Genomic DNA, 14102 nt, shown 5'->3' on the forward strand with positions numbered 1-14102 from the left:
CAACCAAGTCTGCCGTTGAATACTAACAGGCGTGCCGGAGTCTGTCAGTTCAGTGTATCGGGTGTGGCAGGCCCAGCTGGCAGCCGGACAGCTCGAGTGTGAGGCTGGACAGCAGCAGCCAGGGGCAACTGTTGAGCTGACCCTTGATCGCCAAATCAATATCATGGCTCAGTACCAGCAGGCCTTCCAGCCTTGCTGCCGGCGTCTGTTGACAGGCCTTGCGCATCAGGGGCTTGCGCTTGCCCCAGATTTTCTCTCGCTGGCACAGGGTGTCATAGGGTACGCCTGAGGCCAGTCCGCGCTGCAGGTTGAGTAGGCTACGGATCTCTCGGGTCAGGGCCCAAAGTACCAGAGTGGCCTCGATGCCTTCCTGACGCAGGACCTGCAGGATTTTCTGGCAGCGTGCGGGGTCGCGCATCAGTACGGCATCACTGAGCGCAAAAATGTCGTAACGGGAGCTGTCAGCGACGGCTTCAACCACTTGCTCGGCATCGATGGTTTGGCTGGGGTAAAGCAGGTTGAGCTTATCCAGTTCCTGTTTGGCTGCCAGCAGATTGCCCTCTATCCGTGCACACAGCAGTTGCAGTGCATCGCCACTGAGCTGGAGTCCTTGAGCGGCAGCTCGCTGTGACATCCACTGCGGCAGCTGTTCAGGCTCAACTGGCCAGATCTCTACTACCATCCCACATTTTTCGACCTGCTTGAACCAGGCACTTTTTTTTGCACCGGCATCGAGTCGGTCGGCCTGAATCAACAGCACATTGTCGGGGGCGGGATTATCAAGATAGCGTTGCAGCAGTGCACTGGCCTGTTTGTCCAGTTTCTGGCTACCCAGGCGCAGTTCGATGATCTTGCGGTCGGCAAACAGGGACAGGGCGTTGGCGCTTTCCAGCAGGCGCTCCCAGGAAAACCCTGCATCCACATGCATCACGTCACGTTCGGTAAAGCCTGCCTTACGTAGCCAAGCGCGAATGGCATCGCAGCTTTCAGCATGCTGCAGCGGCTCGTCCCCGGTGATCATAAATACAGGAAAGGGGGAAGTGAGACGCTGCAGCTGAGCGTTCAGCTGTTCTGCACGGGTTTTCATTGCGTAGTGTTGACGCGCAGATACTGACGTACCACTTGCTGGGCAAGATCCTGCAGCATCTGCTGTCTGATCAGTATTTCCTGTGAGCCGCTGGCAGTAATGTTGTCGCGCTCGTTACGATAGACACGTTCGTTCATGATTCTGCGCTCGGGCATTACGACTGCATTGTCATGTTGACGGTCCAGTACCCGGAAGCGGATTTCCGAGCGCAGTTCATATTCAGCCGCATCGGCGTTACCGGTCAATGTGGCGATACGGCGAGTATGCCGCTCCGACAGTATTTCCAGTTGATAGCGGCCCGACTCCGTAAGGCTAATCCGGTTCACCTCCAGTGCCGAGCGCAGTTCCGGCTCAATCTGACTGGGTGTGGACTCGGTTACCAGATGCACCTGACGCAGTACCTCCGGTACATCATAAAGGCCGCGCAACTTGAAGCCGCAGGCACTCAGTGTCAGGCTCATCAGTACAGCAAACAGGGGCAGGGTCAGGCGCTTGGTCATGGCAGTCTCCGTTCAGCCCACAACAATATTGAGCAGCTTGCCGGGCACAACGATTTTTTTGCGAATCGTTTTGCCTTCAAGGTGCTTCTGTACGTTTTCGCTGGCCAGGGCGGTGTGCAGGATCACGTCTTCGTCCGCATCGGCGGATACGGTAATCTTGGCGCGAACCTTGCCGTTGACCTGCACAACCAGTTCAACGCTGGCGCGGGTCAGCGCCGATGCATCCACCTGGGGCCAAGGAGTGTGCAGCAAGTCATCCGTGTGGCCCAGTTCAAGCCAGAGCTGGTGCGTAATATGAGGCACAATGGGGGACAGCAGGCGGATGGCGGCTTCCAGTGCCTCTCGGGTCACGGCGCGGCCCTGCTCGCTGACATCCACAAAACGACCGATGGCGTTGGACAACTCCATAACGGCTGCGATCGCCGTGTTGAAGGTTTGGCGTCGTTCCATGTCATCGCTCACCTTGGCGATGGTTTCATGCACCTTGCGACGCAGGTCGCGCTGCGTTTCGTCAAGTGCTTCAATGTCCAGTGCCGGGCATGCGATACCCTGCTGCAGATGGTCATGCACCTGCTTCCAAAGGCGACGCAGAAAGCGGTGTGCCCCTTCTACTCCCGAGTCGAGCCATTCCAGCGATTGCTCCGGCGGCGCGGCAAACATCATGAACAGACGCACGGTATCGGCACCGTAGCGGTCGATCATGATCTGCGGATCGATGCCGTTGTTCTTGGACTTGGACATCTTCGACATGCCGTCGTGGTTAAGCTCCCGACCTGCGGCGTCGGTGGCACGAATCACGCGGCCCTTTTCGTCTTTCTCGGTGGTAACGTCAGCCGGGGAGACCCACACCTGACCGCCTTTTTCGTTTTCATAGTAGAAGCTGTCGGCCAGTACCATGCCCTGACACAGCAGGCGTTTGAATGGTTCGTCTGAGTTGACCAGATCTTCGTCACGCATCAGTTTGTGGAAGAAGCGCGAGTAGAGCAGATGCAGAATGGCATGTTCGATACCGCCGATGTACTGATCCACCGGCAGCCAATGATTGGCCTGCTTGGGGTCAAGCATGGCATCAGGATTCATGCTGGCGTAACGGGCGTAGTACCAGCTGGACTCCATGAAGGTATCGAAGGTGTCGGTTTCACGTTCAGCAGGACCGCCGCACTTGGGGCAGGTCGTGTCGATGAAGTCGCGCATCTTCTTGATCGGTGAGCCTGTGCCATCGAATTCGACCTCTTCCGGCAAACGCACCGGCAGCTGGTCTTCCGGAACCGCTACGGCGCCGCAGCGGTTGCAGTTGATCACGGGAATCGGTGCGCCCCAGTAACGCTGGCGTGAAACACCCCAGTCACGCAGGCGGTAGTTGATGGTGGTGCGGCCCCTGTTCTTGCGTTCCAGCTCTCGGGCGATGGCCTTGAAGGCAACATCAAATTCCAAGTCGTCAAAATCGCCGGAGTTAACCAGTACGCCCTTGTCGGTAAAGGCTTCTTTTTCGAGGTCTACGATCACATCGCCATTCAGCGGTGCGACGACCTGCTTGATTGGCAAGCCGTACTTACGGGCAAACTCCCAGTCGCGCTGGTCGTGGCCTGGTACTGACATCACCGCACCAGAACCATAATCCATCAGTACGAAGTTGGCTATCCAGACCGGAAGCTTTTCACCGGTCAGCGGGTGTACTGCTTCAATTCCCAGTGCCATGCCTTTCTTTTCCATGGTTGCCATGTCGGCTTCGGCAACCTTGGTGTGGCGACACTCTTCGACGAATGCAGCCAGCTCGGCATTGTTTTCAGCGGCCTGCAACGCCAATGGATGCTGGGCCGCAACCGCTACGTAGGTTACGCCCATCAGGGTGTCTGGGCGGGTGGTGAACACTTCAAGTTCGCCGTAGCCGTCCACCTGGAAGCTGAGTTCGACCCCTTCCGAGCGGCCGATCCAGTTACGTTGCATGGTCTTGACCTGTTCCGGCCAGCCATCGAGCTTGTCCAGGTCGTCCAGCAACTGGTCAGCATAGTCGGTGATTTTCAGAAACCACTGTGGGATCTTTTTCCGCTCGACAAGCGCGCCGGAGCGCCAGCCACGACCATCGATTACCTGTTCATTGGCCAGAACTGTCTGATCAACCGGATCCCAGTTGACCTCTGCTTCCTTCTTGTAGACCAGCCCCTTTTTCATCAGTCGGGTAAAGAACCATTGCTCCCAACGGTAATATTCAGGATGGCAGGTGGCCAGCTCGCGTGACCAGTCATAGCCAAAGCCCATTTGCTTGAGCTGATGGCGCATGTAGTCGATGTTTTCGTAGGTCCACTTGGCCGGTGGTACGTTGTTTTTCATTGCCGCATTTTCAGCCGGCAGACCAAACGCATCCCAGCCCATTGGCTGCAGTACGTTGCGTCCCTGCATGCGCTGGTAGCGGGAAACTACATCACCGATTGTGTAATTGCGAACGTGCCCCATGTGCAGGCGGCCGCTGGGGTAGGGGAACATGGAAAGGCAGTAGAAGGGCTCTCCCGGCGCACTTTCGTCCGCCTTGAAGCTGTCCTGTTGTTCCCAATGCTGCTGTACCTTGGGCTCGATATCCTGGGGGGTATATTGTTCGTTCATTATGCTTGGCTGCAACTCACTGATAACGGGAATTTGCGCTGTGTGGCCGGTCGTCACCGGGCCTGCGCCGCAAAAGGCTGAATGGGGCATAGCATACAATATTCCCCTCGTCGTCAACAGGGGAGAAGTCGGCAGCGAGCTGTAGCACAGAGATTGACCTGCAGCGCTGAGCTTTTCCACAATCGGGGATATACTGAACGCAAAAGGGGCGCGAGAATCGGGCCCCGCCCGCTGACACAGGAGTTGCCCATGAGCGAGCATGAACAGAAAACCCCAAAGCATTCGGATCAGGCACCGCGTGCCTATGATCGGGTGCTGGAACGTTTGCGCCAGCGGCTTGATGAGGCCGGTGAGGTAAGTTGGGACTATCTGCAGGATCAGATCGAAGAAGCGGCAGAGCTGGAGCTGGCTGCTGAAGAGATGACCCGGGATGAAGTCGAGCTGATGAAAGCCTATTTGCGGCGTGATCTGAAGCAGCTTGGTTACTATGCGCATGAAACCGGTGATGGCCTTGCGGCTTGGCTGAACTTCGATCTGGGGGTGCTGGAAGAGAAGGTGCGCCAGGCGCTGCTGGATCTGGCCGACAAGACTCGCGTTCAGCATGAGCTGCTGCGTGAACAGCTGGCTCATGATGAAGATCAGTATCTGGCAGGCGAAGTCAGTGCGCCGGGCACTTTGCGCTGCCTGCAGTGCGGTGAGTCTCAGCAGCTCAAGGCAACCGACAAAATTGCCGCCTGTTCACACTGTGGTGCGGTGGTGTTTGAGCGGGTGTCGTTGCCCTGGGCGCCAGTAACCCAGCAGTAGCAGGCCTGCAAGCCCTGCCAGCAAAGGCCAGAGGCCAAGATGCTGCCAGGGCGTATTGCCCTGCATCGGTTGCACCTCGCCGGTGAGAGTGGTCGAGCTGTCAAGCGGAGCTTGTCCACTGACCTTGCCTCTGGGGTCAATCAGTGCTGTATAGCCGTTGTTGGTGCCGCGCAGCAGCCAGCGACCGTTTTCCAGTGCCCGCATGCGGGCGATCTGCAGGTGCTGTTCCGGCGCGATGGAACGCCCAAACCAGGTGTCGTTGGATACGGTCAGCATCAGACTGCTGTCACGGGTCAGGCGGTTGACCAGTTGCGGGTAGGCGATCTCGTAGCAGATCGCCGGCGCAATGCGCAGGTTATCCAGCTGCAGAGCATCGGTATTGTCTTCAGGCAGGCTGAAGCTGGACATGGGCAGGTTGAAAAAATCGATCACACCACGCAGCTGCTTCTCCAGCGGTACATATTCGCCAAAGGGGACCAGCCGCTGCTTGTGATACAGGTCGCTGCCGTTACTGAAAATACCCAGACTGTTGTGAAAGCGCTGGCCGAAAGGGCTGTCCGGGTCGGCTTCGGCATAGGGAAAGCCGCTGATCAGGGTGACGCCGTTGCGATCAAGCTGATCCAGAAACGGGCCCAGTATGGGGGCTGCGCGATTGAAGGTGGAAGGAATGGCAGTCTCGGGCCAGATCAGCAGGTCTGCATCAGGGTGCTGGCGACTGAGCTGGATCTGTTGCTGCAGAATCCGTCTCAGCTGGTCCGGCTGCCATTTCTGCAACTGCGGTATGTTGGGTTGCACCAGCACGACTTTCAGTGCGGGAGAGTCGGCTGGCTGGGTCCAGTTTTGAGGCAGCAGCAGGGAACCGACCGCCAGCAGTAGGCCCGGCAACAGTGGCAGCCATTTTCGATCTGCCAGAGCTCGGGCACTGGCGGTGGCCAGCAGTACCAGAATCAATGACAGCCACCAGATACCAAACAGGGGGGCCCATCGCTCCAGTGGGGTGTCCAGCACGGCATAGCCCAGATACAGCCACGGGAAGCCGGTCAGCAGCCAGCTGCGCAGCCACTCGAATCCCACCCAGACAACCGTGAATATCAGCCAGCGCTGTCCGGCGTTTCGGGCCAAATGGGCAAACAGCCAACCCTGCAGTGCACACAGCAGGGCCAGTGCCATCACGAACAGCACTGTCAGCGCAGTGGCCAGTATGGCTGAAGCGTTGCCGTAGGTGTTAATGCTGACATAGACCCAGGAGACTCCGGCACCCCAGAATCCCAGGCCAAAACAGTAGCCGCTGAACAGGGATTGCCGGGGTGTCTGGTGGCGCTGGATCAGGTAAAGCAGGGCGGGACCCAATAAGACCAGCAGTTTGAGGTCAAAGGGCGCCAGTGCCAGCGTGATGCTGGCACCTGCAAGCAGTGCAGTAAAGGCTGTCGTCAGTGATCGAGCCATGCGGTCAGTGCTCACGCTCAGGTGCGGGTAACCTGCAACAGGCGCAGGCGTCGGTTGTCGGCCGACAGCACTTTGAAGTTGAAACCTTCGATGACAATGTTTTCATCCTTGGCCGGCAGGTGTCCGAAGTGTTGAGTGATGATACCGCCAATGGTGTCAAATTCGTCATCGGAGAAGCCGACGTCAAAATAGGCGTTGAAATCCTCGATAGGCGTCAGTGCCTTGACCAGGTAGCCATTATCGTCGAACGGTTTGATGTTGCCGTCATCTTCCTCGGCGTCATGCTCGTCTTCGATCTCGCCAACAATCTGCTCCAGCACATCCTCGATGGTGATCAGCCCGGCGATGCCGCCATATTCGTCCACCACGATCGCCATATGATTGCGGGTGCCGCGGAACTCATTGAGCAATACATTGAGGCGCTTGCTTTCAGGGATGAATGTGGCCTTGCGCAGGCACTGGCGGATGTCGAACTGATCAAGCGTCCCTTCAAGCATGTAAGGCAGCAGGTCTTTGGCCAGCAAAATGCCAAGCACCTCGTCGGGATTCTCGCCGCAGACAGGAAAGCGGGAGTGGGCGCTGGAGATGATCACCGGCAAAAACTCGCGTGGTGTCTGGTTGACCTGCACCATGGTCATTTGTGAGCGCGGAATCATCACATCCCGCACCTGCATTTCGGTGACCTGAATGGCGCCTTCGATGATGCCATGAGCATCGTTGTCCAGAATCCCGGATTCGCAGGCCTGCTGCAGAATTTCGCGGACATCCTCTCGGCTGCGGGGCTCGTCAGAAAAGGCCTGGGCCAGTTTTTCCAGCCAGCTTTTTGACGTGCCGCTCGATCGGTCTTCGCTCATACGGGTCCTCTGAATGCATAGGGGTCGGCTATATCCAGCCGGGCCAGCAGGGCGCGTTCCAGCGCCTCCATCTCCTCGGCTTCGTCGTCATTTATATGATCGAATCCGAGCAGATGCAAGGCTCCGTGCACAACCATGTGTGCCCAATGGTCCTGCAGGGCCTTGTGTTGCTCTTCCGCCTCCTGGGCCACCACTTCGGCGCAGATCACCAGATCACCCAGTAGCGTGACCGGAATTCCGGCTGGAACTTCAAACGGAAATGAGAGGACATTGGTCGGTGCATCCTTGCCGCGGTAGTCGCGGTTCAGCTCTCGACTTTCCTCTGGGCTTACCACGCGGATGCACACTTCGCCTTCGGATTTCTGCTGCTTCAGAACCGTCTCCACCCAGCGTGCAAAGTCGGCTTCGGAGGGTAGGTCGGGTGCATCACATGCAATCTGCAGATCAATCTGTGTGCTCAATTGTCCTGCTCCTGTGCGCTCTCATACCGTTCATAGGCTTCAACAATATGCTGTACCAGCGGATGGCGTACCACATCCTTCGAACCGAAATGGGTAAAGCCGATCTCTTTTACGCCATCCAGTACCTCCATCGCATGCAGCAGACCCGAGCGGGTGCCCTTGGGCAGGTCGATCTGGGTCTTGTCGCCGGTGATCACCGCAGTGGAACCGAAGCCGATACGGGTCAGGAACATTTTCATCTGTTCCCGGGTGGTGTTCTGGGCCTCGTCCAGAATCACGAACGAGCCGTTCAGTGTGCGACCACGCATGTAAGCCAGCGGTGCAACCTCGATCACGTTGCGCTCGATCAGCTTGGCAACCTTTTCGAACCCCATCATCTCATACAGCGCGTCATAGAGCGGTCGAAGATAGGGGTCAACTTTCTGGCTCAGGTCGCCGGGCAGGAAACCCAGTTTTTCACCGGCTTCGACCGCCGGGCGCACCAGCAGGATGCGACTGACTTCTTCACGCTCCAGTGCTTCCACGGCACAGGCCACGGCCAGGTAAGTCTTGCCGGTGCCGGCCGGGCCGATGCCGAAGTTTATATCGTGGGTGCGGATGCGCTGCACATAGTCCTGCTGGTTGCCGCCGCGTGGACGGATCAATACCTTGCGGGTACGAATGGCGTAGCGTTTTTCCGCTTCAGTTTCGGCCTTGTCGCGCTTGGGCTGATCCAGACCACTGCCCTGCAGTTGCAGGTGGATCTGTTCGGGAGACAGATCGGCGCCACCCAGAATCTGCTGATAAATCTGCTCCAGCAGTGCGGTAAGGGCCTTGACCTGTGTCGGCTGACCGACCAGCTGAAAACGGTTGCCACGGTTGCGGATCTCGACGCCGGTGCGTTCCTCAAGCAGTTTGAGGTGAGCATCAAACTGGCCGCACAGAGTGAGCAGGGCTGCCGGGTTATTGGGTTCCAGCAGCAGGGTGACGGATTGGGTCGGGGTCAAAAAATGCTCCTCGGGAAAAATCAGTGATCAAGCTCGGAGCTGACCAGCTCACCCAGCAGGGAGTTGGCGTAGGCCTGAGCGATACGTACATCGGCAAAGTGGCCGATCAGGTCAGGGTTGTCACAGCGGAAGTTGACCACTCGGTTGTTCTCGGTGCGGCCAGACAACTGCCCTGGGTCTTTTTTGGAATAGCCGTTGACCAGAATGCGTTGCGTAGTGCCCACCATGTGTCGGCTGATCTGAAACGCCTGCGCAGTGATGCGGTCCTGCAGGATCTTCAGACGCTGCTTCTTGGTTTCTTCGTCCACGTTGTCCGGCAGATCGGCGGCCGGAGTGCCCGGGCGTCGGCTGTAGATAAAGCTGAACGAGGCGTCAAAGCCGATCTCGGCGATCAAGTTCATGGTGGCTTCAAAATCGGCCTCGGTCTCGTTGGGGAAGCCGATGATGAAGTCGGAGGAGAAACTGATGTCCGGACGCAATTTCTTGATGCGGCGCAGTTTGGACTTGTACTCCAGTACCGTGTGACCGCGTTTCATAGCCATCAGAATACGGTCGGAGCCACTCTGTACCGGCAAGTGCAGATGACTGACCAGCTCGGGTACTTCCGCATAGACATCGATCAGGCTGTCGCTGAACTCTACCGGGTGCGAGGTGGTGAAGCGGATGCGGTCGATGCCGTCGATGGCCGCCACGCAGCGGATCAGCTCAGCCAGGTCGGCGCTGTCGCCGTCATGGGTAGCGCCGCGATAGGCGTTCACGTTCTGCCCCAGCAGGTTGACTTCGCGTACGCCCTGTTCCGCCAGTTCGACACATTCAGCCAGGACATCATCCAGCGGACGACTGACCTCTTCGCCGCGGGTGTAAGGCACCACACAGAAAGTGCAGTACTTGCTGCAGCCTTCCATTACGGACACAAACGCTTCGGCGCCTTCCACCTTGGGAGCCGGCAGGTGGTCAAATTTCTCGATCTCGGGGAAGCTGACATCCACGATACCAACACTGCCCTTGCGGCTTTCGGTAATCATTTCCGGCAGGCGGTGCAGGGTCTGCGGTCCGAAAATCATGTCGACATAGGGCGCGCGTTCCAGAATTGCGGACCCTTCCTGAGATGCAACACAGCCACCGACACCGATCATCAGGTCAGGCTTGTTCTGCTTCAGTTTGCGCCAGCGCCCCAGCTGGTGGAACACCTTGTCCTGCGCCTTCTCACGGATTGAGCAGGTGTTCAGCAGCAGGACATCCGCTTCGTCCGGATTGTCCGTCAACTCCAGCGCGTGGCTCTCGCCCAGCAAGTCTGCCATGCGGGAGGAGTCGTATTCGTTCATCTGACAGCCATGTGTCTTGATAAACAGCTTTTTGGCCATGAATCACCTGTGTTGCGTCGTGAAAATAAAAAGGGCCTCGAAAGAGGACCGCGAATTATACCCAAGGGGGGCGTTGTCGGCTACAAACTGATCAAAAAATGCTCAGCCTTGTTTTTCTTTGGGCTGCCCCCATAATCGCCGCAGCAACAGAGTTTATGTCGGAGTGAGTCGGGCCATGGCCAGTGAAGAACGTCTTTATCGTGTCAGTTTCGTCAATCAGGACAAGGTGTACGAGGTTTATGTCCGACATGTCTATCAAAGCGACATGTGGGGGTTCATTCAGTTGGAAGAGTTTGTTTTCGGCAATCGTTCAGAGTTGCTGGTCGATCCCGGTGAAGAAAAACTGAAGCAGGAGTTTGCTGACGTAAATACCTGCTATGTGCCGATGCAGGCGATCATTCGCATCGACGAAGTACGCAACGAAGGGGTGGCGCGCATCAGTGAGGCCAAAGGGAATGTGGCGGCTTTCCCTTTGGCTCCTCCCAAACGTGACAAATAATCGTCGCGTCAGTGTGCCTAGCGTACAGTGCGTTCGGCCGTGAGGTTGTTGCCGCAGTTGCTGTTGCGCAGCTCGCTGCCGTTGAGCAGGGCAAAACGGTCAGTGGCATGGTATTCCACGCTCTGGTCTTCGGCATAGATCAGCTCGGCACCTTCAATCCGAAAACAGCCCAGGTCACGGTGCTGCCAGACCTGTTTCCAGACTTTGTCACCACTGTGCTCGCCCGGAGCAAAGGGGCCGGCAACACGAAGCCATGTGTCGGGACGACCACTTTTTTTCGAGTTCACACGTTGACCGCTGTGGGTAAAGGCGGTGGTTTTGAACATCACGTACTGCAGTGTCTTGTCCGTACCGTTGATAAAGCTGATATGTGCATCACTGCTGCCACCGGCACGGTGGTCGCTGATCATCAATACCGGCTTGAGCACAGGGGCTGGTTTGGGCTGTGCAACCGGTTCAGGCTTCTTTTGGGCGCAGGCACTGAGCAGTGCTGCCGTCAGTGCCAGGCTGCCCAGTCGAATCACCTGACGGGCTGAAGGTATGGTCATGCAGGTCTCCATGGAGTTGATGATCCTCATTTTTAATTCTGTGGGCAAAAGTGCAGCTTTACATCTGAACATCGGCTGAGCAACGCGTTCAGTCAACCTGCCCTGGCTGTAATGGCAACAGCAGTGTCTTGGATGGACGCCCGGGAATCTCGCGCGCCAGCCGAGGCACGAGGTAACCAGGCAGCTCCGACTGCAATTCCCCTACCAGTCGCTGGGCCTGTCGGTCATCAACGTCAAAATGTGCAGCACCCGCGACCGCGTCCAGTACGAACAGATAATAGGGCAGGACCCCGCAGGAGAACAATGTCTCGCTGAGTATTTTTTGTACAGATTTGTTGTCATTGATATCACGCAGCAGTACCGCCTGATTAAGCAACGTGATGCCGGCCTGCTTCAGGCGCACGCATGCCTTGATCACATCTGCGTCAATCTCCTGAGGATGATTGACGTGTAGTACCAGTACCGGCTGCAGACGTGAGGAGGTCAATGCGCTGATCAAGGTGTCTGTCACTCGCTGCGGGATGACCACCGGAAGGCGAGAGTGGATGCGTACACGCTGAAGATGGGGCACCTCACCCAAATCGCTTAGCATCCGCTGCAGTCGATTGTCCGGTGTGGCAAGCGGGTCGCCACCGGAAAAAATCACTTCACTGACCTGGGTGTGTTGATGCAGGTAGTCCAGCACTGCCTGCCACTGGCGCGGCCCCAGCTGGTTGTCGGCGTAAGGGAAGTGGCGTCGGAAGCAGTAACGACAATTAATGGCACAGGCACCGGACAGGATCAGCAGTACACGGTCGGTATATTTATGGATCAGACCGCTGGTGTGGTTGGCATCGGCCTCGGCCAGCGGATCGGTGTTGAAGCCGGGCACCTGTAACAGCTCATCCGCCAGCGGCAAAATCTGACGCAATAACGGATCGTTCGGGTCGCCCTTGCGGATGCGGCTTAGCCACGGACGAGGCACGCGCAGTGCAAACTCGCGGTTGGCAGACAGAGCACCCTCAAGCAGGGTTGCGGGCAGTTCCAGCAACTCCAGCAGTTCAGCCGGGTCTTCAATACACTGGCGCAGTTCGGTCTGCCAGTCAGAGGCAGTGGGGTAGAGCAGATTCATCAAAAGTGCCGGTGCAGGGTGAGCAGGATAAATTGGCCTGCATTCTCCTTTGCAGTAGAATGGCTGTCAATTTATCGGGCTGCCCTTCAGAAGAATGTAGCCTGCTCTGGAATCCAAGACGCGGAACCTTCAATTTATGGCTAATTACTCCAGCAACCAGTTCAAAAACGGCATGAAAGTGATGATCGACGGCGACCCCTGCAGCATGGTCGATGTCGAATTCGTAAAGCCGGGCAAGGGGCAGGCGTTTACTCGCGTGCGTCTGCGTAACCTGCTGACCGGCCGTATCTGGGAGCGTACCTTCAAGTCCAACGAATCGGTTGAAAGTGCTGATGTGATGGATCTGGATATGGAGTACCTCTACAACGATGGCGAAATGTGGCATTTCATGGATCCAAGCTCTTTTGAGCAGTTCGCGGCTGATCAGAATGCGGTTGGCGATGCGGCCAAGTGGCTGAAGGAACAGGACAAGAGCATCATCACGCTGTGGAACAACAACCCGATCAGCGTAACACCACCGAACTTTGTTGAACTGGAAGTGGTTGAGACTGATCCGGGCCTGAAAGGCGACACCGCCCAGGGTGGCTCCAAGCCTGCTACCCTGAGCACTGGCGCTGTGGTGCGTGTGCCGCTGTTTATCGAACGTGGTGAAGTGCTGCGCATCGATACCCGTACCGGCGAGTACGTCAGCCGCGCCAACTGATTCTGCTGAAGTGGAGCCGGAGGAGGTTTACGGACTGTCTGCGGCCAAGGATGGCCGCAGTCAAGCCTACAGGGATGTATTCATGGCGTGTCCGTAAACCTTCACCGGCATCCGCTCGCTTATGAAATGGCAGCTTCGGCTGCCGTTCTTGTTTTTGAGCAAAATTCCGATGCAAGAGTCATTCTGGCGTCCCAGCGCCCCGATTCACAATCTGCGTGCCCGAGCCAAAGTGCTGGAACGGATTCGTCATTTCTTTGCCGAGCGTAACGTACTGGAAGTTGAAACTCCGGTACTGTCTCATTGCGCGGTCAGTGACCCTTTTATCGACAGCCTTGAGGTCAGTTTCGGCTTTCAGCCGGGAATCGAGGATGAACGGCTTTATTTGCAAACTTCGCCTGAATACGCCATGAAGCGGCTGCTCGCCGCGGGCAGTGGTGATATCTATTCGATGGCCAAAGTGTTTCGTAACGGCGAGTCTGGGCGGCGCCACAACCCCGAGTTCACCATGCTGGAATGGTATCGTCTGGGGTTCGATGATCGCCAGTTGATGGCGGAAGTGGACGCTCTGCTGCGCTCGGTGATACCCGATCTTGAAGTGAGCTATCTAAGCTATGCCCGGCTGTTCGAGTCCGAGCTGGGGCTGGATCCACATACGGCCAGTCTGGAGCAGTTGCAGCGGATCTGCCGTGAGCACGTGGATGCGCCTTTCGAGGACGATGATCGCGATACCTGGCTCAACTTGCTGATGTCCCACGTGCTGGAGCCGCGATTGCAGAGTGCCGTGTTTATCCACAGCTATCCGGCCTCCATGGCGGCGCTGGCGCAGGTGTGCGAGGATGAGCAGGGGCGCCGGGTGGCCGCCCGCTTTGAGCTGTTCGTCAACGGCATCGAACTGGCCAACGGCTACCATGAGTTGACCGATGCGGCGGAACAGGCGCGACGCCTGCAGGCTGACCAGCAGCAGCGGGCGGCGCTGGGGCTACCACAGCGACCACTGGAGCTGCGACTGGTACAGGCGCTGGAAACCGGACTGCCGGACTGTGCCGGTGTCGCCCTCGGCGTCGACCGGCTGGTGATGTTGGCGCTGGGGGCCGAAGGGTTGGATCAGGTGGTATCCTTCATGCATGAGCGGGCATAA

The 14102-nt window shown here is 57.4% G+C and carries 14 protein-coding genes; 4 read left to right on the forward strand and 10 right to left on the reverse strand.

Going from position 1 to position 14102, the window contains the following annotated elements; translation table 11 throughout:
* Positions 1–49 precede the first annotated feature (49 nt).
* From holA to leuS, 3 genes are read right to left on the reverse strand one after another with little or no spacing between them, the layout of a single operon-like run.
* Positions 50–1087 carry a DNA polymerase III subunit delta gene (gene holA / locus BLV48_RS11015; protein ID WP_091826839.1) on the reverse strand — a complete coding sequence of 346 codons (1038 nt, stop codon included), beginning with the start codon at positions 1085–1087 and terminating at the stop codon, positions 50–52.
* Positions 1084–1587 carry an LPS-assembly lipoprotein LptE gene (locus BLV48_RS11020; protein WP_091826840.1) on the reverse strand — a complete coding sequence of 168 codons (504 nt, stop codon included), beginning with the start codon at positions 1585–1587 and terminating at the stop codon, positions 1084–1086. Before BLV48_RS11020 ends, holA begins: the two co-directional genes overlap by 4 nt.
* Positions 1588–1599: 12 nt before the next feature.
* On the reverse strand, positions 1600–4188 hold the full coding sequence (gene leuS, locus BLV48_RS11025) for a leucine--tRNA ligase (protein WP_091826841.1): 2589 nt from the start codon (positions 4186–4188) through the stop codon (positions 1600–1602).
* A gap of 249 nt (positions 4189–4437) precedes the next feature.
* Between leuS and BLV48_RS11030 the strand changes: the two genes are divergently transcribed.
* Positions 4438–4992 carry a zinc ribbon-containing protein gene (locus BLV48_RS11030; protein WP_091826842.1) on the forward strand — a complete coding sequence of 185 codons (555 nt, stop codon included), beginning with the start codon at positions 4438–4440 and terminating at the stop codon, positions 4990–4992.
* Here the strand turns inward: BLV48_RS11030 and lnt are convergent.
* From lnt to miaB, 5 genes are read right to left on the reverse strand one after another with little or no spacing between them, the layout of a single operon-like run.
* Positions 4927–6438 carry an apolipoprotein N-acyltransferase gene (gene lnt, locus BLV48_RS11035; protein ID WP_091826901.1) on the reverse strand — a complete coding sequence of 504 codons (1512 nt, stop codon included), beginning with the start codon at positions 6436–6438 and terminating at the stop codon, positions 4927–4929. The genes BLV48_RS11030 and lnt overlap by 66 nt on opposite strands.
* A gap of 17 nt (positions 6439–6455) precedes the next feature.
* Entirely contained in the window at positions 6456–7292 is an 837-nt protein-coding gene (locus BLV48_RS11040; protein WP_091826843.1) for an HlyC/CorC family transporter, read from the reverse strand.
* Positions 7289–7753, reverse strand: a complete 465-nt coding sequence (gene ybeY / locus BLV48_RS11045; RefSeq protein WP_091826844.1) for an rRNA maturation RNase YbeY — start codon at positions 7751–7753, stop codon at positions 7289–7291. Before ybeY ends, BLV48_RS11040 begins: the two co-directional genes overlap by 4 nt.
* Entirely contained in the window at positions 7750–8739 is a 990-nt protein-coding gene (locus BLV48_RS11050; RefSeq protein WP_091826845.1) for a PhoH family protein, read from the reverse strand. The genes ybeY and BLV48_RS11050 overlap by 4 nt, the downstream gene beginning before the upstream one ends.
* A 20-nt stretch (positions 8740–8759) precedes the next feature.
* A complete protein-coding gene (miaB, locus tag BLV48_RS11055) occupies positions 8760–10103 on the reverse strand; it encodes a tRNA (N6-isopentenyl adenosine(37)-C2)-methylthiotransferase MiaB (RefSeq protein WP_091826846.1) in 1344 nt (447 codons plus the stop codon).
* Between the two features lie 175 nt (positions 10104–10278).
* On the opposite strand from miaB, the gene BLV48_RS11060 reads away from it, so the two are divergent.
* On the forward strand, positions 10279–10602 hold the full coding sequence (locus BLV48_RS11060; protein ID WP_091826847.1) for a DUF1820 family protein: 324 nt from the start codon (positions 10279–10281) through the stop codon (positions 10600–10602).
* Positions 10603–10619: 17 nt separating this feature from the next.
* On the opposite strand, the gene BLV48_RS11065 is transcribed toward BLV48_RS11060, so the two are convergent.
* Positions 10620–11150, reverse strand: a complete 531-nt coding sequence (locus tag BLV48_RS11065; RefSeq protein ID WP_091826848.1) for a hypothetical protein — start codon at positions 11148–11150, stop codon at positions 10620–10622.
* An 88-nt stretch (positions 11151–11238) separates the two neighbouring features.
* Positions 11239–12261: an EF-P beta-lysylation protein EpmB gene (epmB, locus tag BLV48_RS11070; RefSeq protein ID WP_091826849.1), complete on the reverse strand. Its 1023-nt coding sequence runs from the start codon at positions 12259–12261 to the stop codon at positions 11239–11241.
* Positions 12262–12397: 136 nt separating this feature from the next.
* Here epmB and efp point away from each other — a divergent pair, with 136 nt between their 5' ends.
* Entirely contained in the window at positions 12398–12964 is a 567-nt protein-coding gene (gene efp / locus BLV48_RS11075) for an elongation factor P (RefSeq protein WP_091826850.1), read from the forward strand.
* 169 nt (positions 12965–13133) lie between these two features.
* A complete protein-coding gene (epmA, locus tag BLV48_RS11080; RefSeq protein ID WP_091826902.1) occupies positions 13134–14102 on the forward strand; it encodes an EF-P lysine aminoacylase EpmA in 969 nt (322 codons plus the stop codon).

The organism is Marinobacterium iners DSM 11526 (genome assembly GCF_900107855.1).
GTDB lineage: Bacteria > Pseudomonadota > Gammaproteobacteria > Pseudomonadales > Balneatricaceae > Marinobacterium > Marinobacterium iners.

Coding starts and splice junctions, on each gene's coding strand:
- holA (WP_091826839.1), bottom strand. CDS start 1,087: ATGAAAACCCGTGCAGAACAGCTGAACGCTCAGCTGCAGCGTCTCACT.
- BLV48_RS11020 (WP_091826840.1), bottom strand. CDS start 1,587: ATGACCAAGCGCCTGACCCTGCCCCTGTTTGCTGTACTGATGAGCCTG.
- leuS (WP_091826841.1), bottom strand. CDS start 4,188: ATGAACGAACAATATACCCCCCAGGATATCGAGCCCAAGGTACAGCAG.
- BLV48_RS11030 (WP_091826842.1), top strand. CDS start 4,438: ATGAGCGAGCATGAACAGAAAACCCCAAAGCATTCGGATCAGGCACCG.
- lnt (WP_091826901.1), bottom strand. CDS start 6,438: ATGGCTCGATCACTGACGACAGCCTTTACTGCACTGCTTGCAGGTGCC.
- BLV48_RS11040 (WP_091826843.1), bottom strand. CDS start 7,292: ATGAGCGAAGACCGATCGAGCGGCACGTCAAAAAGCTGGCTGGAAAAA.
- miaB (WP_091826846.1), bottom strand. CDS start 10,103: ATGGCCAAAAAGCTGTTTATCAAGACACATGGCTGTCAGATGAACGAA.
- BLV48_RS11060 (WP_091826847.1), top strand. CDS start 10,279: ATGGCCAGTGAAGAACGTCTTTATCGTGTCAGTTTCGTCAATCAGGAC.
- BLV48_RS11065 (WP_091826848.1), bottom strand. CDS start 11,150: ATGACCATACCTTCAGCCCGTCAGGTGATTCGACTGGGCAGCCTGGCA.
- epmB (WP_091826849.1), bottom strand. CDS start 12,261: ATGAATCTGCTCTACCCCACTGCCTCTGACTGGCAGACCGAACTGCGC.
- efp (WP_091826850.1), top strand. CDS start 12,398: ATGGCTAATTACTCCAGCAACCAGTTCAAAAACGGCATGAAAGTGATG.
- epmA (WP_091826902.1), top strand. CDS start 13,134: ATGCAAGAGTCATTCTGGCGTCCCAGCGCCCCGATTCACAATCTGCGT.